The sequence below is a fragment of the Dyella sp. 01L423 genome (genome assembly GCF_056399945.1).
Genome location: NZ_JBFTSI010000001.1, coordinates 1,226,618 through 1,251,176 on the forward strand (window position 1 = coordinate 1,226,618; position 24,559 = coordinate 1,251,176).

At 62.5% G+C, this 24,559-nt stretch carries 22 protein-coding genes and 5 tRNA genes; 20 read left to right on the top strand and 7 right to left on the bottom strand.

Annotated elements, in window-relative coordinates; all coding sequences use genetic code 11:
- The 3 genes from AC1DMY_RS05610 to AC1DMY_RS05620 all read left to right on the top strand — a co-directional run bounded on the left by AC1DMY_RS05610 (window position 1) and on the right by AC1DMY_RS05620 (window position 2,385).
- Window positions 1-696, top strand: a complete 696-nt coding sequence (locus AC1DMY_RS05610) for a protein-L-isoaspartate(D-aspartate) O-methyltransferase (RefSeq protein WP_477163996.1) — start codon at window positions 1-3, stop codon at window positions 694-696.
- Between the two features lie 25 nt (window positions 697-721).
- Window positions 722-1,330, top strand: coding sequence for a YqaA family protein (locus AC1DMY_RS05615; protein ID WP_046971491.1), 609 nt, complete (start codon window positions 722-724; stop codon window positions 1,328-1,330).
- Window positions 1,331-1,395: 65 nt separating this feature from the next.
- Complete coding sequence (locus AC1DMY_RS05620) at window positions 1,396-2,385, top strand: peptidoglycan DD-metalloendopeptidase family protein (protein WP_477163997.1); 990 nt, start codon at window positions 1,396-1,398, stop codon at window positions 2,383-2,385.
- A gap of 108 nt (window positions 2,386-2,493) precedes the next feature.
- Here AC1DMY_RS05620 and AC1DMY_RS05625 read toward each other — a convergent pair whose 3' ends face one another.
- A complete protein-coding gene (locus AC1DMY_RS05625) occupies window positions 2,494-2,868 on the bottom strand; it encodes an Mth938-like domain-containing protein (RefSeq protein ID WP_477163998.1) in 375 nt (124 codons plus the stop codon).
- A gap of 13 nt (window positions 2,869-2,881) precedes the next feature.
- Window positions 2,882-3,178, bottom strand: a complete 297-nt coding sequence (gene yhbY, locus AC1DMY_RS05630; RefSeq protein WP_477163999.1) for a ribosome assembly RNA-binding protein YhbY — start codon at window positions 3,176-3,178, stop codon at window positions 2,882-2,884.
- A 79-nt stretch (window positions 3,179-3,257) separates the two neighbouring features.
- Here yhbY and rlmE point away from each other — a divergent pair, with 79 nt between their 5' ends.
- The 8 genes from rlmE to AC1DMY_RS05670 all read left to right on the top strand — a co-directional run bounded on the left by rlmE (window position 3,258) and on the right by AC1DMY_RS05670 (window position 8,392).
- Window positions 3,258-3,908 carry a 23S rRNA (uridine(2552)-2'-O)-methyltransferase RlmE gene (gene rlmE / locus AC1DMY_RS05635; RefSeq protein ID WP_477164000.1) on the top strand — a complete coding sequence of 217 codons (651 nt, stop codon included), beginning with the start codon at window positions 3,258-3,260 and terminating at the stop codon, window positions 3,906-3,908.
- Window positions 3,905-5,851, top strand: coding sequence for an ATP-dependent zinc metalloprotease FtsH (ftsH, locus tag AC1DMY_RS05640; RefSeq protein WP_441603169.1), 1,947 nt, complete (start codon window positions 3,905-3,907; stop codon window positions 5,849-5,851). Before rlmE ends, ftsH begins: the two co-directional genes overlap by 4 nt.
- Window positions 5,852-6,231: 380 nt before the next feature.
- Window positions 6,232-6,308: transfer RNA gene (locus AC1DMY_RS05645), tRNA-Arg, on the top strand.
- Window positions 6,309-6,482: 174 nt separating this feature from the next.
- Window positions 6,483-6,559 (top strand) — tRNA-Pro (locus AC1DMY_RS05650).
- Between the two features lie 27 nt (window positions 6,560-6,586).
- Window positions 6,587-6,663 (top strand) — tRNA-Arg (locus tag AC1DMY_RS05655).
- 14 nt (window positions 6,664-6,677) lie between these two features.
- Window positions 6,678-6,754: transfer RNA gene (locus AC1DMY_RS05660), tRNA-His, on the top strand.
- A 26-nt stretch (window positions 6,755-6,780) separates the two neighbouring features.
- A tRNA-Lys gene (locus AC1DMY_RS05665) sits at window positions 6,781-6,856 on the top strand.
- 546 nt (window positions 6,857-7,402) lie between these two features.
- Entirely contained in the window at window positions 7,403-8,392 is a 990-nt protein-coding gene (locus tag AC1DMY_RS05670; protein ID WP_477164001.1) for a hypothetical protein, read from the top strand.
- A 222-nt stretch (window positions 8,393-8,614) separates the two neighbouring features.
- On the opposite strand, the gene AC1DMY_RS05675 is transcribed toward AC1DMY_RS05670, so the two are convergent.
- Window positions 8,615-9,415, bottom strand: a complete 801-nt coding sequence (locus AC1DMY_RS05675; RefSeq protein ID WP_477164002.1) for a glucose 1-dehydrogenase — start codon at window positions 9,413-9,415, stop codon at window positions 8,615-8,617.
- Between the two features lie 356 nt (window positions 9,416-9,771).
- On the opposite strand from AC1DMY_RS05675, the gene AC1DMY_RS05680 reads away from it, so the two are divergent.
- The 9 genes from AC1DMY_RS05680 (at window position 9,772) to AC1DMY_RS05720 (ending at window position 20,118) form a co-directional block, all read left to right on the top strand.
- Entirely contained in the window at window positions 9,772-10,395 is a 624-nt protein-coding gene (locus AC1DMY_RS05680) for an XrtA/PEP-CTERM system exopolysaccharide export protein (protein WP_477164003.1), read from the top strand.
- 53 nt (window positions 10,396-10,448) lie between these two features.
- Window positions 10,449-11,972 (top strand): XrtA system polysaccharide chain length determinant, encoded by a 1,524-nt coding sequence (locus AC1DMY_RS05685; RefSeq protein ID WP_477164004.1) that lies wholly within the window; start codon window positions 10,449-10,451, stop codon window positions 11,970-11,972.
- A gap of 2 nt (window positions 11,973-11,974) precedes the next feature.
- Complete coding sequence (locus AC1DMY_RS05690; RefSeq protein ID WP_477164005.1) at window positions 11,975-12,754, top strand: P-loop NTPase family protein; 780 nt, start codon at window positions 11,975-11,977, stop codon at window positions 12,752-12,754.
- An 83-nt stretch (window positions 12,755-12,837) separates the two neighbouring features.
- Entirely contained in the window at window positions 12,838-14,184 is a 1,347-nt protein-coding gene (locus AC1DMY_RS05695) for an outer membrane beta-barrel protein (RefSeq protein WP_477164006.1), read from the top strand.
- Window positions 14,181-14,954: a serine aminopeptidase domain-containing protein gene (locus AC1DMY_RS05700; RefSeq protein WP_477164007.1), complete on the top strand. Its 774-nt coding sequence runs from the start codon at window positions 14,181-14,183 to the stop codon at window positions 14,952-14,954. Before AC1DMY_RS05695 ends, AC1DMY_RS05700 begins: the two co-directional genes overlap by 4 nt.
- The gene (locus tag AC1DMY_RS05705) at window positions 14,954-15,775 is read left to right on the top strand and encodes an alpha/beta hydrolase family protein (protein WP_477164008.1); all 822 of its coding nucleotides are present in this window, start codon (window positions 14,954-14,956) and stop codon (window positions 15,773-15,775) included. The genes AC1DMY_RS05700 and AC1DMY_RS05705 overlap by 1 nt, the downstream gene beginning before the upstream one ends.
- A gap of 2 nt (window positions 15,776-15,777) precedes the next feature.
- Window positions 15,778-16,782 carry a UDP-glucose 4-epimerase GalE gene (gene galE / locus AC1DMY_RS05710; protein WP_477164009.1) on the top strand — a complete coding sequence of 335 codons (1,005 nt, stop codon included), beginning with the start codon at window positions 15,778-15,780 and terminating at the stop codon, window positions 16,780-16,782.
- Between the two features lie 92 nt (window positions 16,783-16,874).
- A complete protein-coding gene (locus tag AC1DMY_RS05715; RefSeq protein WP_477164196.1) occupies window positions 16,875-18,527 on the top strand; it encodes a hypothetical protein in 1,653 nt (550 codons plus the stop codon).
- Between the two features lie 58 nt (window positions 18,528-18,585).
- On the top strand, window positions 18,586-20,118 hold the full coding sequence (locus AC1DMY_RS05720) for an oligosaccharide flippase family protein (protein ID WP_477164010.1): 1,533 nt from the start codon (window positions 18,586-18,588) through the stop codon (window positions 20,116-20,118).
- Window positions 20,119-20,787: 669 nt separating this feature from the next.
- Here AC1DMY_RS05720 and AC1DMY_RS05725 read toward each other — a convergent pair.
- From AC1DMY_RS05725 to AC1DMY_RS05740, 4 genes are all read right to left on the bottom strand, one after another.
- The gene (locus tag AC1DMY_RS05725; RefSeq protein ID WP_477164011.1) at window positions 20,788-21,540 is read right to left on the bottom strand and encodes a glycosyltransferase family 2 protein; all 753 of its coding nucleotides are present in this window, start codon (window positions 21,538-21,540) and stop codon (window positions 20,788-20,790) included.
- The gene (locus tag AC1DMY_RS05730; RefSeq protein ID WP_477164012.1) at window positions 21,537-22,481 is read right to left on the bottom strand and encodes a methyltransferase domain-containing protein; all 945 of its coding nucleotides are present in this window, start codon (window positions 22,479-22,481) and stop codon (window positions 21,537-21,539) included. The genes AC1DMY_RS05725 and AC1DMY_RS05730 overlap by 4 nt, the downstream gene beginning before the upstream one ends.
- Window positions 22,482-22,486: 5 nt before the next feature.
- On the bottom strand, window positions 22,487-23,731 hold the full coding sequence (locus AC1DMY_RS05735) for a hypothetical protein (protein WP_477164013.1): 1,245 nt from the start codon (window positions 23,729-23,731) through the stop codon (window positions 22,487-22,489).
- A gap of 66 nt (window positions 23,732-23,797) precedes the next feature.
- Window positions 23,798-24,430 carry a polysaccharide deacetylase family protein gene (locus tag AC1DMY_RS05740; RefSeq protein ID WP_477164014.1) on the bottom strand — a complete coding sequence of 211 codons (633 nt, stop codon included), beginning with the start codon at window positions 24,428-24,430 and terminating at the stop codon, window positions 23,798-23,800.
- Between the last annotated feature and the right edge of the window lie 129 nt (window positions 24,431-24,559).

Here is a 24,559-nt window from a genome sequence, read left to right on the forward strand (position 1 = left end):
ATGAACGTGCATCCTTTGCCGCCATCCGCACTGAAAGGCGAGGGCATGACCTCGCAGCGTGCGCGCGATCGTCTCGCCGTGAAGCTCAAGGAAGAAGGCATCCGCGATCAGCGCGTGATCGACGTGATCCGCAATACGCCGCGTCACCATTTCATCGATCAGGCGTTGCACTCGCGCGCTTACGAAAACACCGCGTTGCCGATCGGTCACGGGCAGACCATTTCCCAACCCTGGGTGGTGGCGCGCATGACCGAAGCGCTGATCGAGCGTCCCGACGGCAAGCAGGGCGTGCCGCGGAAGGTGCTGGAGATCGGCACCGGCTCCGGTTATCAGGCGGTGGTGCTCGCGCAGATCGTGCCGCAGGTGTTCACCGTGGAGCGTATCGAGGAGCTGCTGCGCCAGGCGCGTCGCCGCTTCCGCCAGCTTGGCCTCAACAACATCCGCTCACGTCATGACGACGGCAAACTCGGTTGGCCCGACGAGGCGCCGTTCGACGCGATTATTCTGACCGCCGCCGGCGATGCGATTCCGCACGCCGTGCTCGACCAGCTCAGCCCCACGGGCGTACTGGTGGCACCGGTCGGCTCGCCCAGCAACCAGACCCTGATCCGCATGCGTGGCGACGGGCAGGGCGATTTCATCCAGGAAGAACTGGCCGCCGTCAGTTTCGTGCCGCTGCTTGGCGGCATCGGCTGATGCGCTCACAAGGAAACGTTTAAGCATGCGTCTGTTCGGACCGCTTTACGCGCGTGCACTCACGTGGGCGCGCCACCCCAGGGCTGTGTATTACTTGTGCGGCTTGAGTTTCGTCGAGGCTTTCATCTTCCCGATCATGCCGGAAGTGATGCTGGCGCCGATGATGCTCGGCAAGCGTCACAAGGCGTTTTTCTACGCCAACATCAGCCTGCTGTTTTCGTTGCTGGGTTCGCTGGTGGGCTACGCACTCGGCCATTGGGCCTTCCATGCGCTGTCGCCGCTGCTCGACAGCCTGCACCTGCTGGCGCCGATCGAGAAGGGCGTGGACAACCTGCGCCTGCAGATGAACCAGCATTGGCTGGGCTTGTTGCTGGTGCTTGCGCTGGCTGCCTTGCAGCCGGTGGTGCCGATGAAGTTCGTTACCTGGGCCTCGGGCATCGTCGGCGTGCCGGTGATTCCGTTCCTGGTCTGCATGGCGGTGGGCCGTGGCAAGCGCGTGTGGCTGCTGGCCTTGCTGATCCGCATTTTTGGCGAGCGTGCCGAGCGCATCCTGCACAAGCATATCGAGCGCATTGGCTGGGCGGCGCTGGTGATTCTGGCCGGCCTTTTGGCCTGGTGGTTGCTTTCGCGCTGAACGCTGGCCGGCGGATTCAAGCGACCGTCGCCGCAATACGCATGAAAATGACGCGTCCCCTAGTTATGCTGACCGATATGAATGGATATCTCCGGTCACTGATCCTGACCTCCGTCGTCCTGCTGGCTGCCTGTGGCACCCAGCGCTCCGTCGTGGTCGAGCCATCGGCCGGCAGCTCGTCGCGCGTGGTCGCGCCGGCGGCACGACCGACGCCGGGCGGCACCTATAAGGTGGCCAAGGGCGACACGCTGTACTCGATTGCCTTCCGCAATGGCGTGGACTTCCGCGACCTGGCGAGCTGGAATCACATCGATTCGCCTTACACGATCTGGCCGGGGCAGGAACTGAAGCTGGCCCCCGCCGACGGCAGGCCGCCGGCAGCGGCGGCCATGCACACCGCGCCCGTGGTGGCGACGGCGACCAAACCACCGCCGTCGACCGGTCGCGTGGTAACGCCCGCGCCGGAAGCTCAGGCTGGCTTCCAGCCGGCAGCAGCTTCCACCGCAAGCACCGCTGCTGTCGTGACGCCGCCTGCGCCGACTGCGGCACATCCGGCCACGCCGGCGCCGGCTACCAGCACCACGCCGGTGGTACCGGTGGCCGGCGCACCGACTGCCACCGCGGCCAATACACCGCCACCCGCTCCGCCGGTACCCGCCGCTCCGGGTGCGACGCGCAGCAATGGCGGCGTGAACTGGCGTTGGCCGGCAGACGGCACGCTGATCAAACGCTTCCAGTCCGGCGATGCCATTCCGGGTATCGAGATCGGCGGCAAGTCCGGTGATCCGGTGCGAGCGGCTGCCGATGGGGTGGTCGTCTACAGCGGCAATGGCCTGGTCGGCTATGGCGAGCTGGTGATCGTGAAGCACAACGACAGCTATCTGTCGGCCTATGGCCACAACAGCAAGCGACTGGTGAAGGAAGGTCAGCGCGTCACGGCAGGCCAGCCGATTGCGGAGATGGGTTCAACGGGCGCGTCGCGGGACGAGCTGCAGTTCCAGATCCGCAAGGATGGCAATCCGGTGGATCCGCTGGGATACCTGCCGCCGCGCTAAAACCGAAGTTGGAACACTGTGGGAGCGCACCCTGTGCGCGACAGGTCTTGCCTCAAGGTTCAAGGCCGTCGCGCACAGGGTGCGCTCCCACAGGAGAACCAGGTGCTTTTACGCGGGCAGGATAAACGCCGCCACGACGCGCCGGCTCTCGCCAGCCAGCAAGTCATAGGTACGCGCCGCCGCAGCGTTGTCCATCACTTCCACACCCACGCCTTTGCGCAGCAGCGCGGCCATGAAGGCCTGGGCCGGGAACACCTGGCGCTCGCCAGTGCCCACCAGCACCACTTCCGGCTTCAAGGCGAGGATGGCGTCGATATGGCTGGCGTCCAGCTCGGCAGCAGCCGCGACCGGCCAGTCTTCCACCAGGCGCTCGGGCGACAACAGGAAGCTGCGGGTGAACTCGCGGTCCACCACGGTGATGCCATGGGCGCCGACACGACGCACAAAGAGATAGCCTTCGGGACGATCGAGCGACAGGTCCATCGCTGCGCGCCTCTCAGCGGGGCAGGGCGAGCTTGGGCTCGTCCTCGTTGCGACGGAACAGCACCACGATATGGCCGATCTGCTGCACGCTTTCGGACTGCGTGCCTTCAGTCAGGAAATCGATCTGCTGCTGACGCTCGTCCTTGTCGCCGCCGGACAGCTTCACCTTGACCAGCTCATGCTGGGACAGCGCAAGATCCAACTCCTTGCGCACAGCCTCGGTTGCGCCCTTGGCGCCCAGCAGGATGACGGGGCTGAGATCGTGCGCAAGGCTGCGCAGGTAGCGGCGCTGCGAATTGGAAAGTGCCATGCGTTCAGTCTCGGATTCACTGCGATAGGACAGGTAAGGGTATCATGCGGCCATCTCCCCCGTATCTTGGCAACTGTCGATGGCGCGCAGCAAAAGTAGTTCCCGCTGGCTGCGGGAGCACTTCGATGATCCTTATGTGAAGAAAGCCCAGGCCGAAGGCCTGCGTTCGCGCGCCGTCTTCAAGCTGGAAGAGCTGATCGACAAGGATCGCCTGCTGAAACCCAATATGCGCGTGGTCGACCTGGGCGCCGCCCCGGGCGGCTGGTCGCAGCTGGTACGCCAGCGCCTGGGCGACACCGGCCACGTGGTGGCCATGGACATCCTGCCCATGCAGGGTATCGGCGGGGTGGACTTCCTGCAGGGCGATTTTCGTGAGGAATCGGTGCTGCGGGAGCTGGAAAGCCGCCTGCAGGGGCAACAAGTCGATCTTGTGCTGTCTGATATGGCCCCCAATATGAGTGGTGTGGCCCTGTCGGATCAGATCCGGGCGATGGACCTGGCCGACCTGGCGCTGGATTTCAGCCGCCAGTGGCTCAAGCCCGGAGGCTCGTTTCTGATCAAGTTGTTCCAGGGGACTGGTTTTGACGACTACATCCGCAGCTTGCGCGCAGACTTCACCCGCGTAACGATGCGTAAACCCAAGGCCTCCCGCGCACGTTCGCGGGAGGTGTATGCATTAGCTGTGGGGCGAAAGGTCCATGGCGGGCAATCCGGCGAGAACCGTGCATGAATGAAATGGCGAAAAACCTGCTGCTCTGGCTGATCATCGCGGTGGTCCTGCTCACCGTGTTCCAGAGCTTCAACCCGCATGGCGCCTCCTCGTCGGACCTGCCTTACAGCAGCTTCGTGCAGAGCGTCGACAACGGGAACGTGGCCTCGGCCAACATCAGTGCCGACCAGCCGGCCGCCATCAGCGGCAAGCTGAAGGACGGCAGCTCGTTCCGCACCGTCGCGCCGGTCCTGGGCTGGTCCACCAACGGGGTGGTCAAGCAGATGCAGGACAAGGGCGTCGAGGTCCGCCAGGAGCCGTCAAACAACGGCTTCTCGCTGCTCGGCCTGCTGCTCAACTGGCTGCCCATCATCCTGATCGTCGGCGTGTTCATCTGGTTCATGCGCCAGATGCAGGCCGGTGCCGGTGGTCGCGGCGCCATGAGCTTCGGCCGCTCGCGCGCCAAGCTGCAGGGCGAGGATCAGATCAAGGTCAATTTCAGCGACGTCGCCGGTTGCGACGAAGCGAAGGAAGAAGTCGGCGAGCTGGTCGAATTCCTGCGCGATCCGGGCAAGTTCCAGAAGCTGGGCGGCAAGATCCCGCGCGGCGTGCTGATGGTCGGTCCCCCGGGTACCGGCAAGACGCTGCTGGCCAAGGCCATTGCCGGCGAAGCGAAGGTGCCGTTCTTCTCGATCTCCGGTTCGGACTTCGTGGAGATGTTCGTGGGCGTCGGCGCCAGCCGCGTGCGCGACATGTTCGAGCAGGCCAAGAAGCACGCGCCGTGCATCATCTTCATCGACGAAATCGACGCCGTCGGTCGCCATCGCGGTGCCGGTCTGGGCGGCGGTCATGACGAGCGCGAGCAGACGCTCAACCAGCTGTTGGTGGAAATGGACGGTTTCGAAGGCACCGAAGGTGTCATCGTGATCGCCGCCACCAACCGTCCCGACGTGCTCGATCCCGCGCTACTGCGCCCGGGTCGCTTCGACCGTCAGGTCGTGGTGGGCCTGCCGGACGTGAAGGGCCGCGAGCAGATCCTCAAGGTGCATATGCGTCGCGTGCCGATTTCCTCGGACGTCGATGCGATGACCATCGCGCGCGGCACGCCGGGCTTCTCGGGTGCCGATCTCGCCAACCTGGTGAACGAAGCCGCCTTGTTCGCTGCGCGCGAGAACGCCCGCGACGTGCGCATGATTCATCTGGACAAGGCACGCGACAAGATCCTGATGGGTGCCGAGCGCCGCTCGATGGCCATGAGCGAGGACGAGAAGAAGCTGACGGCGTATCACGAAGCCGGTCACGCCATCGTCGGCCGCCTGGTGCCCGAGCACGACCCGGTCTACAAGGTCACCATCATCCCGCGCGGTCGCGCGCTGGGCGTGACGATGTACCTGCCGGAAGGCGACAAATACAGCATGAACCGCGTGGCGATCGAATCGCAGCTGTGCTCGCTGTACGGCGGCCGCGTGGCCGAAGCGCTGATCTTCGGCGAGGACAAGGTCACCACCGGTGCGTCCAACGACATCGAGCGCGCCACCAAGATGGCCCGCAACATGGCCACCAAGTGGGGCCTGTCCGACACGCTCGGTCCGGTGACCTATGGCGAGGAAGAGGACGAAGTGTTCCTTGGCCGCGCCGTCACGCAGCACAAGAACGTGTCCAATGAGACGGCGCGCAAGATCGACGAGGAAGTGCGTGCCATCCTCGATCGCAATTACGCCCGCACCAAGCAGCTGCTGACCGACAACATCGACAAGCTGCACGTGATGGCCGACGCGCTGCTGCAGTACGAGACCATCGACGCCCGCCAGATCGACGACATCATGGCTGGCCGCGTTCCGGGTCCGCCGGCAGACTGGTCGAAGAACTCCAGCGGCTCCACGCCGCCGCCTCCGCCGCCGCGTGGCGACAGCGGCGCCAAGGTGGGTGATCCGGCCACTCAGAGCCGCGTTGCCGATCGCTGATCGTTGTCGACACATGAAACGAAAAAGGCGGCCCTGGGCCGCCTTTTTCATGCGCGTCCTCAACCCAACATATGCGCTCTCTTGTAGGAGCGCACCCTGTGCGCGACCACGACGAAGCGAACACCACGCACCGCCTCATTCGCCGTCTGCAAAAAAACATCTCGCTCTATTCGCGCAAAGGTGTAGCCGAAAGTGAAACAGAACGCTAAAATAAGCGGCTCGAGTGAAGTGCATGCATCGCCGAACGTGAAGATTTCCACACGGCAATGCAAAAAATCTGAAAAAAAGAGTTGACGCACCGCCCTCGAATCTGAATAATTCCGCTTCTCGCTTCGGCGCTTTCCACCTCGGTGGTTAAGCGACAAGGCAAAAGTTAAAACGCGCCCGTAGCTCAGTTGGATAGAGTACCAGGCTACGAACTTGGTGGTCGGGAGTTCGAATCTCTCCGGGCGCGCCATATAACAGCAAGGTGTGATGTTCGCATCACGGCTTGCACCGCAAGGCAATGAATCGCCAGGCGGTCCGAACGTAAGGTTTAGAAGTTCGGTGTGCTTTGATACGGATTGACTAGGCTAGGCGTCACCCGTAGCATTTCAAAGCTTCAGCCCGAACAGGTTGAGGGTTTCGAAATCGGGGTATAGCTCAGCCTGGTAGAGCGCCAGCTTTGGGAGCTGGATGTCGGGGGTTCGAATCCCTCTGCCCCGACCATGCAGATGCTATGCACAATGTGCACAAGCGCCTGTAGCTCAACCGGATAGAGCATCGGCCTTCTAAGCCGACGGTTGCAGGTTCGATTCCTGTCGGGCGCGCCAGTTCAAAGTTTGCGGTGGATGTAGCTCAGCTGGTTAGAGCATCGGATTGTGATTCCGAGGGTCGTGGGTTCGAGTCCCATCTTCCACCCCAGTTGACAGTAAGTACAAACAGTTTCAGGGCCGTTAGCTCAGTTGGTAGAGCAGTTGACTCTTAATCAATTGGTCGAAAGTTCGAATCTTTCACGGCCCACCAATTGGAACAGGCGCTTAGAGAAATCTAGGCGCCTTTTCTTTTGCCTGCGGTAAAACCCCCATAGAGCCCGGCTGATCATTCACGGCGATGTGGCCTGGAAAATCAGGCCTTTTTCTTCGTTTGCGCGTGCCTCACTACCGCTACTGCGTGACCGTATCGGGTGACCATTTGATCCGTCTTGTGACGCTGGCGGCCTTCTTCGCTTCCTTTCTATCGGCCCTGTCGGTGAGGCTGGGATGCTTCAGGTCGTGCATGATCAAACGCTGTTTATGCGCGCGATGAAGCCCTGGTCTTCAGGGCGGGTCGGAAGCTCTTTCTTCAGTCGCGTCCAGGGCCATTTTCGATAGGCAGCGGTTGCATCCCGGGTTCCTTCGAGCGCCGGCGGGCGGCGAACAGCATCGCTCGGCCTACACGCCGCTGAGATGTGCGTCACATTCCCGCCATTGACAAGAAATCGCCCACAGAACGTAAATAATTACGTCAATCGCAGTAAATGGTGATCGGCCCGGGGATGTATGGAAACGCAGTGCCATGGAGGGAAGGGCCATGTTTAAGTCGGCAATATCGATATTGCTCGGGCTGGCGGCCTTGCAGCTGGCCCCAGAGGCGCACGCGCAAGTCGTGTCTAGGGTGGCCTATAGCTGCGATGGTTGTATCTCGAGCGGCAAGCTAGACGATATGGATCTGGAAGGGGCGCTTGCGATGAAGCAAGTGGGTTCCGGAACCTATTTCTTCGCGGTGGACGGCCCCGACAACACGTCAGTGGTTTACCAGGCAACGACGGTCACGGCACTCGATTACCCATGGCAGCCCAATCGTGAGCTGGCTGGCGGGCGCTACCTGGTGATGAAACCCGTGGCCAACCCTTTCGCTGGCCTGGCCGGCACCATGCTGTCCTTCTATCAGGCGCATCCCGCCGGTTGGACCAAGGAATTTACTCCGTCAGCCAGCCAGTTGTTACTGGCGCGAGGGGTCGTTGCTCTCTCCGAGACCGCGCCGGTCGCTTCGCTAACTTATCCCGACCCTTCCATCAATGTGTGGAATGCGACCGAGGGCGGAACAGGTCAAAATGCGATCCTGAGCTGGGCAAATAGCCGGATGACCGGGCAGGTCGCAGTCGTGCAGCAGTTCCTGCATGACGTCGCACAGAATTTGGCGACGTCCGGCACTTACGGCTCGCCTCCCACCGTCGTTATCACGCTGCGCTTCATCGACGGCAGCAGCATTAAGCTGGTGGCCAATACGAACTCGCCGACAGGGCAGTTCCAAATTGATCGTTCGTATGGATCGGCACGAGACAAGAACAACAATAACGTACCGATCAGTAGCTCGCAGGTGGGTGGAGACAAGGTCGGCGATACGGCCATGTACTACTACAACAATGACGCCGCAGATTGGCAGAAATTCCTTCAGCGCGCTCAGCTCTGGAACGTAACGTTCACCGGCACCCCCACTCAGCCTCAGGGTCCAACCCTTGGTTGCACCGCTACGATCGACGAGCATGGAAACATCATCCTGCATTGCCAGTTCTACTGATTTGCATGCGAAGCCCGGAATAAATTCCGGGCTTCGTACTTTTGGCGAGCTTTGTGATGAGGATCGATGGAGCGGCGCCTGCACATGCTTGGAGGGGTGCCAGCGTCTTTCACGGCTCACCCAATCGATAGGCACCCTGGAGAAATCCGGGTGCCTTTTTGTTTGTGCGCTGTTTGGCGAAGCGAGCTGGAAGACGTGGCTCCGCCATGAGGCGCCATCTCGCTACACATACTGCATCTTTACCGTCATCCCACCGTCGACCACGAAATGCTGGCCGGTGACGAAGGACGATTGCGTCGAGAGTAGGTAGACGGCCAAAGCGCCGATGTCCTGCGGCGTGCCGACGCGGCCGGCGGGGTGTTGGGCGTGATCGCGGCGACTGAGTTTCGGAGCGGTGCGTTCGGCAGGTTCGCGCCATGCATCGGTGGCGATCCATCCCGGAAGAATGGCGTTGACACGCACTTCGGGGCCTGCGCTCACGGCCAGTGCGTGTGTGAAGGCGAGCATGCCGCCCTTGGTGGCGGCATAGGCTTCGGTGTCGGGTTCCGATTGCAGTGCGCGGGTGGAGGCGATGTTCACGATGCTGCCGTGTTGGTGCTGAAGTGACGGCAGTGCGTGCTTGCTGCAGAGGAAGGTGCCGGTGAGGTTGGTGGCCAGGTAGTGGTTCCATTGTTCCAGCGACAAGTCACTGAGTGGGCCGCTGTGCGGATTGGCGATGCCGGCGTTGTTCACCAGTCCATCGATGCGGCCGTAGTGTCTGAGCGCGCTGGCTACCCATCGTTTGACGCTCGCTTCGCGCGACACATCAAGCATCGCGTAGCGGGCGCGCTCGCCGACGTTCCATTCGTCGAGGCAGGCTTTGCCGGCCCCGGCATTCAGGTCGCCGATCAACACATTTCCGCCGGCGCCGAGCACGGCCTGGGCGATGCCGCGGCCGATGCCTTGCGCGCCTCCGGTCACCAGGATGGTTTTGCCCTTGAGCGGTTCGGCGTCGAACGGCGTGATGGCGGGTGTTTGCATCATGGCGGTGTCCTGGCGGGTATCGGCAGCAGCTTGGCGAAGGGCATGCATAGGCGGGGTCGACAGTGTTTCGCGACTGCGACAGGGCGCGGCTGCAGGAAGGTGGTTTTCCGGGCTATCGGCCAAACGGCCTAAATCCGGCCGGCGCCACAAACGGGCGGCAACGCAGAGATCCCCGTTCCCTTTGACCGGACTGGCGTTGCCATCGACGTGCCGTCCGAACTTCCCTTCGCGCCAACGCGTTTTCGCAGAATCCATGTGCGGCAAGACATAGAACGAATGGTTTTGTCAAGTTTTCTTGGGCCGTGGATATACTCGTAAGTGACGCAGTTCACACTTTATGCGCAGGGGGCCCCGCCATGAAAATTCTCACTCTGTTGTTCGCTGTTTGCGTAGCCGCGGTGCTGACCGGTTGTGCCACCGGACGTGGCTCGACCGAGGCGCCGAAGATCGATCCGGCCGCGCAAGCGGTGTCCACTTACAAGATTGGCGTGGACGATCAACTCCAGGTCACCGTCTGGCAGAACCCCGACCTGAGCGTCAGCGTGCCGGTAAGGCCGGACGGCAAGATCACGGTGCCGTTGATCGGTGACGTGATGGCCGGTGGCAAGACGCCTGAAGAAGTCGCGGCCGAGATCAAGGAAAAGCTGCAGTCCTATGTGCGCGATCCGCAGGTCGCCGTGATCCTCACGGCCTTGCGCAGTCACGAGTATCTATCGCGCGTACGCGTGACCGGTGCCGTGCGCACGCCGGTATCCATTCCGTATCGCCAGGGCATGACCGTGCTGGACGCGGTACTGGCAGCGGGCGGCACGACGGAGTTCGCGGCGCCCGATCGCACCGAGTTGTATCGCGAAGACAAGAACGGCGTGACCACGCCTTATGCCGTGCGGTTGGACAACGTGCTGCAGAAGGGCGATCTCGCCACCAATTACCCGGTGCAACCCGGGGATGTTGTCACCGTACCGATGCGCGCGTTTTAACGCCGCTCGCAGGGGAAAGGGAGGACGTCGCCATGAGTGGAGAACTCAGGCCGATGGCAAGCCTTGTGCCGGCACTGATCAATGAGGCGCGTCGCCGCCGTCTCATGCTGGGCATCGCGTTTGCCTTGATTGCGCTGGCTGCATTGACTGCCGGCATGTTGTGGCCGCGCAAGTTCGTCGCTTCGACGACGATTCTTGCGCAGGAAAGCAGCATCATCACGCCCTTGATGGCGGGTGCTGCCGCACCGACGGCCAACCAGAATCGCGCCAGCATGGCGCGCGACGTGATCTTCAGCCGCAAGGTGATGGCGAAGATCCTGGAGGCGGGTGGCTGGATGGCCACTCATCCGTCGCCGGTGGAACAGGACCGCATCGCCGAAGGCATCAAGTCGCGCACGCAGGTGCAGATCTCGCACGACAATCTGATCACGATTGCCTATAGCGACAGCAACGCCAAGCGCACGTTCGATGTGGCGCACGCGTTCGCGCAGCTGTTCATCAGCGAAAGCCTCGCATCGAAGCAACGCGAGAGCCGCGAGGCCTACGAGTTCATCAACAGCCAGGTCGAGGCCTATCGCGCCAAGCTCACCGACGCGGAAGACAAGCTGAAGGCCTACCGCGACGCCAATGCCGACGCACGGCCCGGCAGCGAAGCGGATACCGCGGCACGCATCAGCCAGTTGCGCACGCAGATCGAGTCCGCGCGCATGGACATGATGGAGCGTCGTTCGCAGGAAGGCTCGCTGGCATCGCAGCTCAACGGCGAATCGGAAGTGAACACGGTGCAGACGGCCGATGGTCTGTTGCAGGCGCAGTTGGGCGAGTTGCAGGCGCAGCTCAACAAACTGCTGTTGACCTACACCGATTCCTATCCCGATGTGGTGCGCATCCGTCATCAGATGGAAGACCTGAAGCGGCAGCTTGCCGCTTCCGATCAGCGCCAGCAGGCGGCCCAGCTGGCGGGTACGCCCACCGCGTTGGACAGCAACGTCTCGTTCAACCCGGCGTATCAGCAGATCAAGACGCAGCTTTCCTCGGCCCGCGCGGCAAGTGCCGCCGCAGCCGCCCGTATGGGGGCGAGCGAGTCGATGCTGCAGACCGAGTTGCAACGCAGCGCGCGGATTGCCAACTCTGAAAACGTCACGGCCGAACTGACGCGCGACTACAACGTCAACCGCGACGTTTACCAAGATCTGCTCAAGCGGCGCGAAAATGCCCGCGTGTCGATGAATCTGGACGCCGAACAGCGTGGCCTGACCTTCCTGGTGCAGAACCCCGCCGTGATGCCGCTGTCGCCATCGGGACTGCGCTTCATGCATTTCGGCCTGGCGGGCATGGGTTTGTCGCTGGTGTTGCCGCTGGGTCTGCTGGTTGCCCTGGTGTGGTTCGACCCGCGCGTGCGTTCGGTGTGGCAGCTGGAGCAGGCCATCGGCGCGCCGGTGCTGGCGACGATTCCGTTCTATCCCACGCCAGGTGATCGCCGCCGCGATCGCATGCGCAACATGATCCTCGGCCTGATTGTGATCGGGGTGGGCGCTGTCTATCTCATTGCCGTCTGGATACGGCTGAAGGGATGACCATGAAGAATATCGAAGACGACAACATGTCCGACCGTATCAGCGAAGTGTTGGAAGCAGCGGCGCACAACCTCGAGTTGCGCAAGACCTCGAGCCAGTCCATCGCGCGCATGCACGAGGAGGGCGGCGCGCTGGCGCCGATCCAGCTCGAGCAGCGGCGGATGATCCATCGCGAAGAATCGGTGCGCCAGCAGTCCGATGCATTTCGCGAAATCCGCACGCGCCTGCTCGCGATGGGCGGACACCACAACTTCACGACCCTGGTGGTGGCGGTGAGCCCAGGTTCGGGCAGCAGCTTCGTGGCGCGCAATCTTGCCGCCGCCTTTGCGTTCGATGAAGCCAAGACCAGTCTGCTGATCGACTGCAACGTGCGTTATCCGAACCAGCACAAGGTGATGGGCATCGAGCCGGCGCGCGGCGGACTGATCGACCTGATGGATCATCCGGCCATCGGGATCGAGTCGATCATCTATCACACCGGCGTGCCGCATCTGCGCCTGATACCGGCTGGCAAGTCGCGTGAAAGCAGCAGCGAGTACTTCACTTCGCATCGCATGCGCGCGGTGATCGATTCGCTGCGTTCGCGCTACGCCGACCGTTACATCTTCCTCGATGGTCCCTCGATCAAGGGTGCACCGGACGCGCGGATTCTCGCCGACCTGGCTGACTTCGTGGTGGTGGTGGCGGGCTACGGCAAGGACACGCCAGGCGCGATCAGTCAGGCACTGAGTCATTTTGAACCGAGCAAGCTCGCAGGAGTGGTGTTCAACCAAGCGCCCTAGACCAACAGGAATGGCGGATAGGGAAGGAGGGGCCGTCACAGCGTGGGACGGCGCCTTGGGGGGTAACGGTCAGAGGAATGGATATGCCGGCTTACAACAGGCTCGCCCGCGCCACCATGATCGCGCTCGTCGTCGTGCCTGGCGCTTCGTGGGCTGGCGACTTCGCGTACTCGGTGTTCGGCAGTGTGGAGCACAGCGACAACATCGCGCTGTCCACGGAGAACCCTCAAAGCACCAATGTGTTCGTTCCCGGCGTCAACTTTGCCTATCGGCAGGTGGGTTCCACGCTTCAGGCCAACGTGGTCGGTACGGTGGAATACCTCGACTACAGCAACAAGAATTTCGACAGCCAGGTGCTGGGCACGCTGGGCGCGCAGGCCAACTGGTCGGTGATACCGCAGCGACTGGATTTTTCCATCGAGGACGACGCGGGCGTACAGCCGGTCGACACACTGGCCAGCAATTCGCCCAACAACGAGCAGCAGACCAACGTGCTGTCGTTGGGGCCGATCCTGCATTTCCAGTTCAACGGCTCCACCCGCGGCCAGGCTGAGCTGAAGTACCTCAACAGCTATGCCTCGAAGGTGGACGATTTCGATTCGTCGCGCGGGCTGGGCGCATTCCGCGTCATTCGCGATGTGAATCCCACCACCCAGGTGTCGCTGAACGTGGAGGCGCAGCGCGTCGACCTGAAGAACAACGACGCCGGCCCCGACTACACCCGCAACGAGTTCTACGCGCACTACGTGCATACACTTCGCGACTTCGACGTGGATGCATCGCTGGGCTGGGCGTACATCGACTTCACCCACGCTCCCAGCGCCTCCAAGCCCCTGGCAAATGTCACCGTGGGTTGGCGGCCGAGCGTGGACAACAGCTTCAGTCTTACCGGGCGCTACGAGTACTCGGATGCGGCGCAGGACATGCTGTTGCAGCCGGGCCAGACCATCGTCGACAGCATGACCAATGTGCCGACCAACCCGCTGGATCTGATCAACGATCCGACCCGCGGCGGCATCAACACCGGCACGATGGTGGTGGACTCGGAGGTGTATCTGGATCAAAGCCTCGAAGGCACCTACAGCTATCGCGGCGATCGCCTTTCCATCACCGTGCAGCCGCTCTATCGAAAACTGACCTACCTGAATGACACCGAGTTCAATCAGAAAGAGAAGAGCGGCGCCGTCAGCGTGGAGTACAAACTGCGGCCCACGTTGTTTCTATCGGCCTTCGCCAACTACCAGCACCTCGATTACACCAACATCATCCGCACTGATAAGACCACCCGTTTCGGTCTGGCCCTCAGTCATCAATTCACTCAGCGCTGGAGCTGGCGCGCTGCCTATACCCGCCAGCTACGCAATAGCACGGCAGCTCAGCAGAGCTACCACGAGAACGAATTTCTCGTGTCGCTGGTATATCACCGATGAAAGCGCGCATCGAAGCCGAACTGCCGTTTTACTTCGGTCCCGGAAGGGAGCTGTTCGGTTTCTATCATCCCGCTGCCGGCATGCGGGCGGCGGTGTTGCTGTGTCCGCCGTTTGGCGTCGAGCAGATCCGCTGCCATCGGCTGTATCGGCAGTTGGCTCATGGCCTGGCGGAAGCGGGTTTTCCCGTGCTGCGCTTCGATTATTTCGGCACCGGCGATTCGGCGGGTGAGAGTCACGCCTTTGAATGGACGCGCTGCCTTGCTGATGTGGTGACTGCTGCAACGGAGTTGCGCATGCGTCACGGCAGCGGCCGCGTGCTGGCGTTTGGCGCGCGGCTCGGCGCCAACGCCGCACTGGCAGCGGCGCAGGCGGCGCGATTGGATGGCGTCTTGGCCTGGGATGTGATTACCGATGGCTCGGCCCTGGTAAGGCAGTACGACCGTATGCAGGAAGCGCTGAAGGTCGACCTGAACCGATTCGAATGTGCGCGACCGGCGCTCGACGTCAGCACGCAGTGGCCGGGTTTTGAGACCAGTGATCGCCTGCGCGGGCAACTGCTGGATCTGCGCCTGCTCGACCCTGGCATTGCTTCGGCGTGGCTCGCCTCGTCCGTGCCGGATGAGGCATCGCAATTGGACGAGCGTTATGCCGGCAAGTGCACCAGTGTGGAGGTATCGCCGCGCTGGGACGATGTCGACAGCCTCGAGCTGGCGATACTTTCACATCCGTTGATCGATGCGGCGAAGCGCCACCTCAAGGAGATGGCCTGATGCACGAGCAGGCCTTCCGCTTTGGTGGCGCCCGGCATCTGGTCGGCGTGGTCGGTTTGCCCGCGCTGATCGACCAGGGCGTGGGCGTGATCTTTCTCAATGCCGGCATGGTGCATCGCGTGGGGCCGTTCCGACTGCATGTGGAACTGGCGCGGGAACTCAATCAACTGGGTTACCCCACGCTGCGTTTTGATCTGTCCACCATCGGCGACAGTGGCGCAAGCGGGCGGCGCCTGTCGCGTCCCGAACAGGTGGTCGCCGATGTGCGCGACGCGATGGAGCTGCTCAAGCACCAGTCCGGGTGCACGCGCTTTGTGTTGTTCGGGCTTTGTTCCGGCGCGCAGAACGCACATTCGACGGCCTTTGCCGACGAACGCGTGGCGGGTGCGTTTTTCCTCGATGGCTACGGGCATCGCACGTTGGGGCAACGCGTTCGTCACTACCTTCCGCGCTTGTTGAGCCTGTCGGCATGGCGCCAGCGCTTGACGCGTCGTGGAGCGGCGATGGCACAGCGTCCGGCCGAGCCAGCCTTCGTGGTCGAGCCCTTGCCGCCGAGAATCGTACGCGCGCAGCTCGCCGACATGCTCCAGCGCGGACTCAAGCTCGATTTCATCTACAGCGGCGGCGTGGCGCGCTATTTCAACCATGTCCGCCAGTTCCGCGAGTGCTTTGGCCGTCTGGCCGATCACCCGGGCGTGAGCGTCAATTATTTCAAGCAAGCGGACCACACCTACGTACTCAGCGGTGACCGCCAATTGCTGCTCGAGCACGTCGCGCAGTGGATGGGTCGCCATTTCCCCATCACACGACCAGGTACGTGATCATGCACAAGGTACTCGTCACCGGCGGCGCCGGCTATATCGGGAGTCATGTCGTACAGCAGCTGACGTCACGTGGCGAGCATGTGGTGGTGATCGACAACCTGAGCTCGGGTTATCGCGAAGCCGTGCAGGGCGCGGAATTGGTGGTGGGTAACGTGGGCGATACCGCGCTGGTGGCCGCCGTGCTGCAGCACCACGGCATCGATGCCGTGTTGCATTTTGCCGCGCATACGGTGGTGCCCGAATCGGTGAGCGATCCGCTCAAGTATTACGGCAACAACACCTGCAATACGCGCAACCTGCTGGCGGCCTGTGCGGATTCGGGTGTCGACAAGTTCATCTTCTCGTCCACCGCAGCCGTTTACGGCCTGACGGAGCGCGGCGTCGCCGACGAGGACACGCCGACCCAGCCCGCCAACCCGTATGGTCGCTCCAAGCTGATGTCGGAGATGATGCTCTGCGATCACTGCGAAACGGGGCAGATGCGTCATGTGATCCTGCGCTACTTCAATGTGGCCGGTTGCGATCCCAAGGGGCGCATCGGTCATTCGGCGCCATCGGCGACCTTGCTGATCAAGGCGGCGTGCGAGCATGCGGTGGGCAAACGCGCCTCTCTTGCCATCTATGGCACAGACTACGATACGCCCGACGGCACCGGCATTCGCGACTACATCCATGTGGAAGACCTGGCCACGGCACATCTTCGCGCGCTCGATTACCTTCGCGAAGGTGGAGATTCGCTTAAGCTCAACTGCGGCTATGGCCATGGTTACAGCGTGCGCGAGGTGCTTGATTCGGTGGCGCGGGTGGACGGGCACGCGCTGAACATCGTCGAGCTTCCGCGGCGAGCCGGCGATCTTGGCATGTTGATCGCGTGCAGCGACCGGCTCAAGCAAGTGCTGGACTGGCAGCCGCAATACGACGATCTCGACTTCATCGTACGCACAGCCCTGCTGTGGGAACGCAAGCTGGTGAGCAAGCCCGCGCCATTGTCGTCGGTGGCGTGATGATGGGAAGGGCGCTCGCGCTGGTTTCGCGCCCGATACGGGGACGCAGGCGTGTTGCAACTTCATTGTTGTGGCTTGCGCTCTTGCTGCCGATGACTTGCTGGGCTTCGCATTCACACAAGTCGCATGGTGCGCCCTCCAAGACCACCGAAGCGCCCGCGGTTTCTGCACCTGCCGATAGCGCAGCGGCGCAACGCATCGTGGTGCACCAGAACGTGGGCGACGGCCCTGAGGTTCGCGTATCGGTGGGCATTCCTTTTCCGCCCTCGGTGTTACGCGATGTGCAGCAACTACGCATACTCGATGCGGCGGGTAACGAAGTGCCATCGCACGTGGACGCGACCCTGCTCTGGTATGCCCGTGACCGCAGCATTCGTGCAGTGCGAGCCCAATTCCGCGCCCAGTTGACCAAAGGCGAGGGCACCTATTACTTCTCGATCGGCAAACCGCGCAGCCGCGACGCGCCTGGCTGGCCGTATGCGCAGGAACTGGTGACGGATGGGCAAGGCGTGCGCGTGGCCGCTGCCTTGGCCACGCTGGATCCGGCCTGGCTTTGCGCGTCGCTGATTGCCGGACCGCAGACGCCCGCCACCAAGGGTGAGGCCTACGCCAACTATGTGTCGACCCAATTCGATTGGGCGAAGAAATTGCCGACCGACGATCACACCGCCTGGCTGTTCGATCGCCCCAGCACATTGTTCAAGGCCTATGTGCGCACGGGGCGTTTCGACTATCTGCAAGCCGCCGATCAGAGCTATCACTTCTACATGAAGTACATCAAACGGGATGGCATGCCGTTCAGTCCCTTCTGTGGGGGCGGCTGGACCATGGGCAAGGAGCCGTGCGACGTGAAGTACGTCTACGTCGAGCCCATCCTGCTGGCTCTGGCGCTTACCGGCGATGACAGCGAGCACGATGGGGAGACCGTCGCCAAGATGGTCACGCTGTGGCAGCACGGCGGCTGGAGCGGAACGCCGGGGCCCTATACGAATCCGGGTGAACGCTTCACCGAGCGCTTGGCGGGGCTTGGCTTGCTGGCCACCATCAACGCCTACGAACTGACCGGCGACACCCGCTATCTCGGCTACGCGCGCGAACGCGTGGGCTGGCTCTACGACCATCAGCGCAGCAATCCGGACAAACTCGGCGACGACGGTTCGTGGCGTAACAGCTGGAACCTGCACGAGGACGATTCCTGGAACCCGCAACACGATGTGCGCGGGTCGTCGCCGTGGATGAGCGAGAACATCATCGATGGCCTTTGGCACACCTGGCTAGTCACGGGCGACCACCGCATCCCGGACATGATCACCGGTTTTGCGCGCTACCTGGAGCGCTACGGCTGGATCGACGTGAACACTATTGTGCAGGGCCACGAGTGGCGCAATCCGTGCTCCGGCGAGAAGGGGCAGATCGCCTGGTATTGGGCATCCTCGGGCGCCAGCCGTAGCAAGCTGGCCGAGATCGAAGATTCCGACGGCTGGTACAGCGACTCGCACAACGTCGAGTTGGTGATGCCGGTGGCCGCAGCCTATTACTTTGAACGCGATCCGGCGCGCAGCGATGCGCTGAAGCGTCGGCTCGACGCACTGGCTTCCTCCTACAACACCGAGTGCGCGCAGATTGGCGAGACGGTACGGCGCTTCAACTGGAACAACCGCGGCAGTGGCGTGGCGATGTGGTTGCTGCAGCAGCCGCCGGGCAGCGGATCAAACGCGCCCGTTGCGGTACACACATCGCCCTAGGGCTTGGACTGAACGATCGGCAAGGCATGAGCAGGGGCAGGTTTAGATGAATCGTCGTATGGCAGCACTTCGGAGCATGGCGCTGGTATCGGCTTCCACCTATGTGGAATACGCACTGGGCCTGTTCATCAGCGTGTGGATTGCGCGCGCGCTGGGCCCGGCGGATTTCGGCCGTTATGCGTTCACGGTGTGGCTGTGCGGGTGGTTGATGACGTGCAGCAACCACGCGTTGACCACTTCGTCGACCAAGTTCATTGCCGAGGCCTACGGTGCGGAGATGCCCGAGGTCGCCTCGCATATCTCCTATCGGCTGATGCGCAATCAGATGTGGAGCTGCGCGGTGGTGATCGCGCTGTTCTTTGCCGGCGTGGCGATCATCCGTCCGCAGGAATGGGCGGGCTTTATCTTGCCCATCACCGTGTTGGTCGCCATCGGCGTGGTGGCCAAGGCCAATTACAGCCTGCTGGTGGCCATCTCGAAGGGGCAGGAGCACTTCGAACCGGTGTCCATCGCCACGGTGATATCGGGTGTCATCATGCTGGCCTTGGTGGGACTTGCCACGTGGTTTCACGCAGGCCTGCTCGCCTTTGTCGGCATCTTTGCGGTGTCCTGCCTGACCTTGAACCTGATCAATCGCATGGCGTATCGCCGTTACTGTCTGCCGTTTGGCCCCGGCGCTGTGCCCGATGAAATGTCCAGGCGCTTGACGCGTCATTTGCGTCTTACTGCCGTGCTGATCTTGCTGATTGCGCTGAAGACGAACACGATCGAAGTCTTCCTGCTCAACACTTATGCCAATTCCACGGCCGTGGGCTTTTTCGCCATCGCCGGCACCTTGACGCGCGGCGCGGTGGAACTGTTTTCGGTGGGCCTTACTTCGACGCTGCTGCCCTACATGGCGCGCGCCTTCGGGCAGAGTGGACAATCGCAGGCGACCCGTGTGCTGTCGGAGGCGACGCGTTTCTATTGGGCCACCGGCCTGATGATTGCGGGACTTGGTTTTGTCACCACGCCGGGACTGGTCACGCTGATGTACGGCAATAAGTACATCGATGCGATTCCGGCCATCGAGGTCACCCTGGTATTGGCGGGGCTGCTGCTGATCACCAACAGCATCGCTGCCTTTCAGGTGGTGACGGATCGTCAAGGCGATCGCCTGCGTATCTCCGGATCGGCCTTGATCATCAACGTGATCCTTGGTTTCAGCCTGATTCCGCATTTTGGTCTGCTGGGCGCGGTGCTTTGCTACGCAGGCACGCGTTTGGCTGAGCTGGCGATCTGCACGTTCTATATTCGTCGCGTGGCGAGTGCTGGGCTGCCGATTGCACCGATGCTGAAACTGTTGGTGGTGGGGTTGCTGGCAACGGGTGCGGGATGGCTGGTGGCGGCGGTGACGCCGGGTCACTTTGCTTTCATGACGGGGGCGGTGACGTTTGTCGCGGTGTTCTTGCCGGCCAGTTTCCTGGTGCGTTACTGGAGCGAAGAGGATTTCCTGTTGATGGGGATGATTACGGATAAGTTGGGGCCGGTGGGGCGTGTTGCGAAGAGGGTGTTGGTGGTGTTGCAGGGGCCGGTGCCTAGGGCGCCGTGAGGTTTGGCTTGCCGTAGGGGCGCAGGCGGACTTTTAAGTCGTCATCCCGGAGCAGGCCGGCCTTGCTCGTCATGCCGGCGAAGGCCGGGATCCAGGTGCGTCGGTCTTCGGTTGTCGCCTCGAGGCCAGCGTGCCGCCTACGCGGCGGGCGTTTCGAACGGCTGCCGCCGCTCGAGTCACTTTTCTTTTGCTGGCCCAAAAGATCCCACGGGACTAGCTTCGCGTCGAAAGTAACCCAAAGAAAATGGCCTGAAGAGCTGGCAGCATTACGCGTGGATAAGCCCGAACGCTTGAGGTAGGTCGTTGCTTGGCAACCTCCGCCGCTACACAGCGGGTAGTTCAAAGCGCTTCGCAACGCGCCATGGCGCTGAGGACTTAAAGCGGAGCCTCGCTGCGCATTGGCTTTAGCCCCGTCGCCTTCGTGCCGGCTTGTCTGTGGGAGCGCACCCTGTGCGCGACCGCCACGCTGGGGTGTTTCGCTCCGTAGGTTTGTCGCGCACAGGGTGCGCTCCCACAAAGTGCGGGTCGGCACAGGTCTGGGTGTTCCCTTGTAGGAGCGCACCTTGTGCGCGACCGCAGCGCTGGGATGTACCGTTCCGTTGGTTGGTCGCGCACAGGGTGCGCGCTCCTACGATGGCATTTCCATTCGCGCAGAGGATGCTTAAACCATCACGCCATCCGCTTCCTCATCGCCTCCCACGCGTAATGGCACATATGCTGGGACGAGGAGAGCCAGCTGAGGTGGGCGATGTCGCGGTAGATGCGCCACTGCCAGCACGCGGCGCGCCATTTGTCGGCGGAGACGGAGCCGTCGCGGACGCAGTAGTAGGCGAGGGGCTGGTCGCCGGGAACGCATGAAGCGGAGCCGGCGCGGCGCACCATCTCCAGCCAGAACACGTAATCCTCGTGACCTACCGAGCGGAATGCCGCGTCGCCCAGGCTGCGATCATAGAGGCCGGTGAGGTTGCCGATATGGTTGCTGCGCAGCATCTGCTCATAGCTGACGGAGGCCGGTGGCCTGACGCAGGAGAGCAAATGGCCTTGCTCAGTGACGCGGTCATACGGCGTGTACGAGACACGTGCGCGCGTCTCCTCCATATGTTCCATCTGCCACTCCAGCTTGCGCGGATGCCAGCCGTCGTCGCTGTCGAGAAACGCGATATGGCTGCCGCGGGCCGCTGCAATGGCGGCATTCCGTGCCGCTGCTACGCCGCCATTCTCCCTGGCGTGAATCACGCGGACGCGATCGTCCACTTCGGCAAGCGAGTCGAGTAGGGCTGGCGTCTCGTCGGTGGAGCAGTCGTCTACGATCACCAGTTCCCATGATGCATAGGTTTGGGACAGCACCGAAGCCACCGCACCGCGGATGTACTTCTCCGCGTTGTAGGCAGGCATCACCACGCTGACCAGGGCGGCGCTCATGGCCTGGCCTCGGACCGGCCCTTTCGGCCGATGAAATCAATCGAGGTCACACACAGGCGTTCCGGCGGAATATGGGCGAACTGCGGATGCACCTGCATCGCCGCCAGTTGCGCAAGGCGCGATTCACGCGCGCACTCGGTGTTCAATACGATATCGAAACCCACCGCTTTGGCCCGATCGACGAACTCATGGGCACGCATGCGGTTCTGGTAGAGGAAGGCATTGTCCCAGCGCCGCCATTCGCTATCGGAGTACTTCAGATAGTTGAGCTGGTTGATGCTGCGGTCGACGTAGGCGTAATGGTCGCCGCAGTTCACCGAGTGGAACATGATGCCGCCGGGCGCCAGGATGCGCAGGGCTTCACGAAAAATCCCGTCGACCGCGTCCGGAACGACATGCTCCAGCACGCTGTTGGAGAAAACGCAATCGAGCTCCTGTGAGCCGAGGCTGGTACGCGATGCATCCGCTGGCGCCTCGTAGACCACCACGCCGTCGGTGGCGGCGCTCACGTCGTCGCTTAGCTCGAGGCGCGCCACCAGCAACTGCTGGCGCTGTTGAACGATGCGCTCGGGTACATCGCAGGCTTCGGCAATCAAGGCGGTGTGGCGTTCCAGATGGCTCGCGCATTCCCTGACCAGATCCAGCTTGATATGCCGGTTCAGGTCGACCGTGATCACCTGCCTGGCACCGCCGAGATAGCAGGCGAACGGAAAAGTGGGATACCAGCCGCTGCCGATCTCGAACAGCCGCGCGCCGTCGATCGGAACACCCGCCTCATGCAGGTGACCGGCCATCAGGCGCCAGTCGTCCATCTTGATGTCGAATTCGCGCGTGAAGCCGCGCAGGCCGCCGAAGCGGCGCTGCAGCTCGTAGTGCGCGCGCTCGCCGCCAGGCACGTGCCCCAGCACTTTCTGCAACACGCCTTTGGCTCGCCAATGCATCGTGCCTACTCCATGCTTGGAACGTCGACCATCGCAACGCTGGCGCGCTGTTCGGGCGATGATGCCGAGGACGTCCACCGGGTGACGCCCGGTGGCGGGGGGAGTTCGAAATCGCGGTAACGCGCCGGGTTGCCCTGCATGCCGGCTTCGGCGGCCTTGATGATGTTGTACATCTCGCGCGAGGTGACGTAGTGCAGCACGTAGCGCTGCCCGTCGTTGTACGCCGACTCGAGATGCTCGTGCATGGCGTGCATGGGGCCGCCGAGCAGCGTCTCCATATCGCGTTCCTGCGTGCCGTGCGTGTGGATCTTGATGAAGATCCATTCCGGGCGGCCTTCCACGTGGATGCCGGTGCGTACCCAAGCATCGACACGCTCCGGCGTCGGTGGACAACTGTGGCGCACGTCGGAGTTCTCGATGCGCGGCATGATCAGTTTGCGCCGGCGTTTCCAATCGAGCCCGAGCGGGCCTTGCACGATCATCAGGTCGCCCGTTGGCGCTCCGTCGACGCGCACCGGCATCCCGGTGTTGTGCGATTTCGGACGGCAGGGATCGTCGGTGGCGTAGTAGATCGAATTGATTGCACGCGTCTGCGTTTCGCTGGGGGCGGAGGGCAGGGTGAAATCGGCGTAGCAGCCTAGCTCGCGCAGCAGGATCAGCTCATTGTTGAGCCCGCACCAGCGACCGTCCGCGCGTGAGTTGTCCAACGACCAGTTGCCATGGATGAAGCCGAAGCGCAGCTGGCCTGTATGCGGATCGCGCGACAGCGCCCCGTGTCGCGCGTGCAGCAACTCGTTGAAGCGCGAGATGGTGGCGCAGAAGTTTTCCGGCGTGTCGTTGTCGTGGTGAAGATGGATCTCGATCTCGCCATAGCCGTTGGCGCAGAGCTCGGCGATCTTGTCGAGGTGTTCGGGCAGGTATTCTTCCTCGGGATAGAAGAAGGTGTGCTGGGGCGGGCGGCCATCGGCGTCGCGATGGCGCGAGGCCATGGCGGGATAGCCGCTGTGCCAGCGGTCGACGCGGCTGCGCTGGGTGTCGAGATCCACGCGCCCCCAGGCCGGCTCATAGTGATCCACGAAACAGAACATGATGTGCGTGGGACCAGCCACGGCAGGCCGTGGCCTTCGACGCAGATAGCTGCCCAGCCATACCTGCATGTTGCGCGAACGTATGGCCATCCACGCAACGATGCAGAACGCGGCTGCAAGCACCACCAACACAAGCAATGCCAGGCCTGTCGATAGGCTCATTTCACATCCCCTGTCAGCGGTCGCGGTGCCATGGCACGCGCGGTCCGCATGGTGCGCTGCCGAGCGTCATGCAGGTAGCGCGCGAAAGGTAAAACCGTGTTGCTCCCATTCGGGCAGCAGTTGCTCCAGCATGCGGCGCGAGCAGTCGCTGTCGTCATGCATCAACATGACGTCACCTGCGCGCGGCGGCTGTGCGCGCAGGCGTGCAGCGAGTTCTTCCGGCTCGCGGCCTTGATAATCGAGCGTGTCGTACGACCAGTAGGCGAGCTTGCGCTTGCTGAGCGCGAAGCGCAGCGTCAGCAGCAGCGAGAACACGCCACGCGGCGGACGAAAACCGTGATGGCTGAGTCCGTCGAAATTGGACAGCACCTGATCGGTGCGCTCGACCTCCACCCATTGCTCGGTGTGGGTCAGCGCGTCGAACATCGGGTGGCTATAGGAGTGGTTGCCCAGCGCATGCCCTTCTTCGACGATGCGCTCCACCAGCTGCGGATAGCGCTCGGCTTCGCGCCCGATCAGGAAGAACGTGGCCTTGGCGCCGTGCCTGCGCAGCAGTTCGAGCAGGGCAGGTGTGTGGTCGGGATTGGGGCCGTCGTCGAACGTGAGATATAGCGCCTTATCGGCGCCAGGCGCGCGCGTGAACACCACCGCATGCGGTATCCATTGCAGCAACTGCATCTTTTTCGGCCGGAGCGTCATGACGACAGTTCGCACGGAAAGGATGTGAATGGGCGAGCGCCGGAAGGGCGTCCATCAGCGGCGGAGACCACGAACGGGCGCCGTCCTGCCAGGCTCCACTTTGTCGCCAAAGGCCCGCGATATCCATCG

Coding starts and splice junctions, on each gene's coding strand:
- AC1DMY_RS05610 (WP_477163996.1), top strand. CDS start 1: ATGAACGTGCATCCTTTGCCGCCATCCGCACTGAAAGGCGAGGGCATG.
- AC1DMY_RS05615 (WP_046971491.1), top strand. CDS start 722: ATGCGTCTGTTCGGACCGCTTTACGCGCGTGCACTCACGTGGGCGCGC.
- AC1DMY_RS05620 (WP_477163997.1), top strand. CDS start 1,396: ATGCTGACCGATATGAATGGATATCTCCGGTCACTGATCCTGACCTCC.
- AC1DMY_RS05625 (WP_477163998.1), bottom strand. CDS start 2,868: ATGGACCTGTCGCTCGATCGTCCCGAAGGCTATCTCTTTGTGCGTCGT.
- yhbY (WP_477163999.1), bottom strand. CDS start 3,178: ATGGCACTTTCCAATTCGCAGCGCCGCTACCTGCGCAGCCTTGCGCAC.
- rlmE (WP_477164000.1), top strand. CDS start 3,258: ATGGCGCGCAGCAAAAGTAGTTCCCGCTGGCTGCGGGAGCACTTCGAT.
- ftsH (WP_441603169.1), top strand. CDS start 3,905: ATGAATGAAATGGCGAAAAACCTGCTGCTCTGGCTGATCATCGCGGTG.
- AC1DMY_RS05670 (WP_477164001.1), top strand. CDS start 7,403: ATGTTTAAGTCGGCAATATCGATATTGCTCGGGCTGGCGGCCTTGCAG.
- AC1DMY_RS05675 (WP_477164002.1), bottom strand. CDS start 9,415: ATGATGCAAACACCCGCCATCACGCCGTTCGACGCCGAACCGCTCAAG.
- AC1DMY_RS05680 (WP_477164003.1), top strand. CDS start 9,772: ATGAAAATTCTCACTCTGTTGTTCGCTGTTTGCGTAGCCGCGGTGCTG.
- AC1DMY_RS05685 (WP_477164004.1), top strand. CDS start 10,449: ATGGCAAGCCTTGTGCCGGCACTGATCAATGAGGCGCGTCGCCGCCGT.
- AC1DMY_RS05690 (WP_477164005.1), top strand. CDS start 11,975: ATGAAGAATATCGAAGACGACAACATGTCCGACCGTATCAGCGAAGTG.
- AC1DMY_RS05695 (WP_477164006.1), top strand. CDS start 12,838: ATGCCGGCTTACAACAGGCTCGCCCGCGCCACCATGATCGCGCTCGTC.
- AC1DMY_RS05700 (WP_477164007.1), top strand. CDS start 14,181: ATGAAAGCGCGCATCGAAGCCGAACTGCCGTTTTACTTCGGTCCCGGA.
- AC1DMY_RS05705 (WP_477164008.1), top strand. CDS start 14,954: ATGCACGAGCAGGCCTTCCGCTTTGGTGGCGCCCGGCATCTGGTCGGC.
- galE (WP_477164009.1), top strand. CDS start 15,778: ATGCACAAGGTACTCGTCACCGGCGGCGCCGGCTATATCGGGAGTCAT.
- AC1DMY_RS05715 (WP_477164196.1), top strand. CDS start 16,875: ATGACTTGCTGGGCTTCGCATTCACACAAGTCGCATGGTGCGCCCTCC.
- AC1DMY_RS05720 (WP_477164010.1), top strand. CDS start 18,586: ATGGCAGCACTTCGGAGCATGGCGCTGGTATCGGCTTCCACCTATGTG.
- AC1DMY_RS05725 (WP_477164011.1), bottom strand. CDS start 21,540: ATGAGCGCCGCCCTGGTCAGCGTGGTGATGCCTGCCTACAACGCGGAG.
- AC1DMY_RS05730 (WP_477164012.1), bottom strand. CDS start 22,481: ATGCATTGGCGAGCCAAAGGCGTGTTGCAGAAAGTGCTGGGGCACGTG.
- AC1DMY_RS05735 (WP_477164013.1), bottom strand. CDS start 23,731: ATGAGCCTATCGACAGGCCTGGCATTGCTTGTGTTGGTGGTGCTTGCA.
- AC1DMY_RS05740 (WP_477164014.1), bottom strand. CDS start 24,430: ATGACGCTCCGGCCGAAAAAGATGCAGTTGCTGCAATGGATACCGCAT.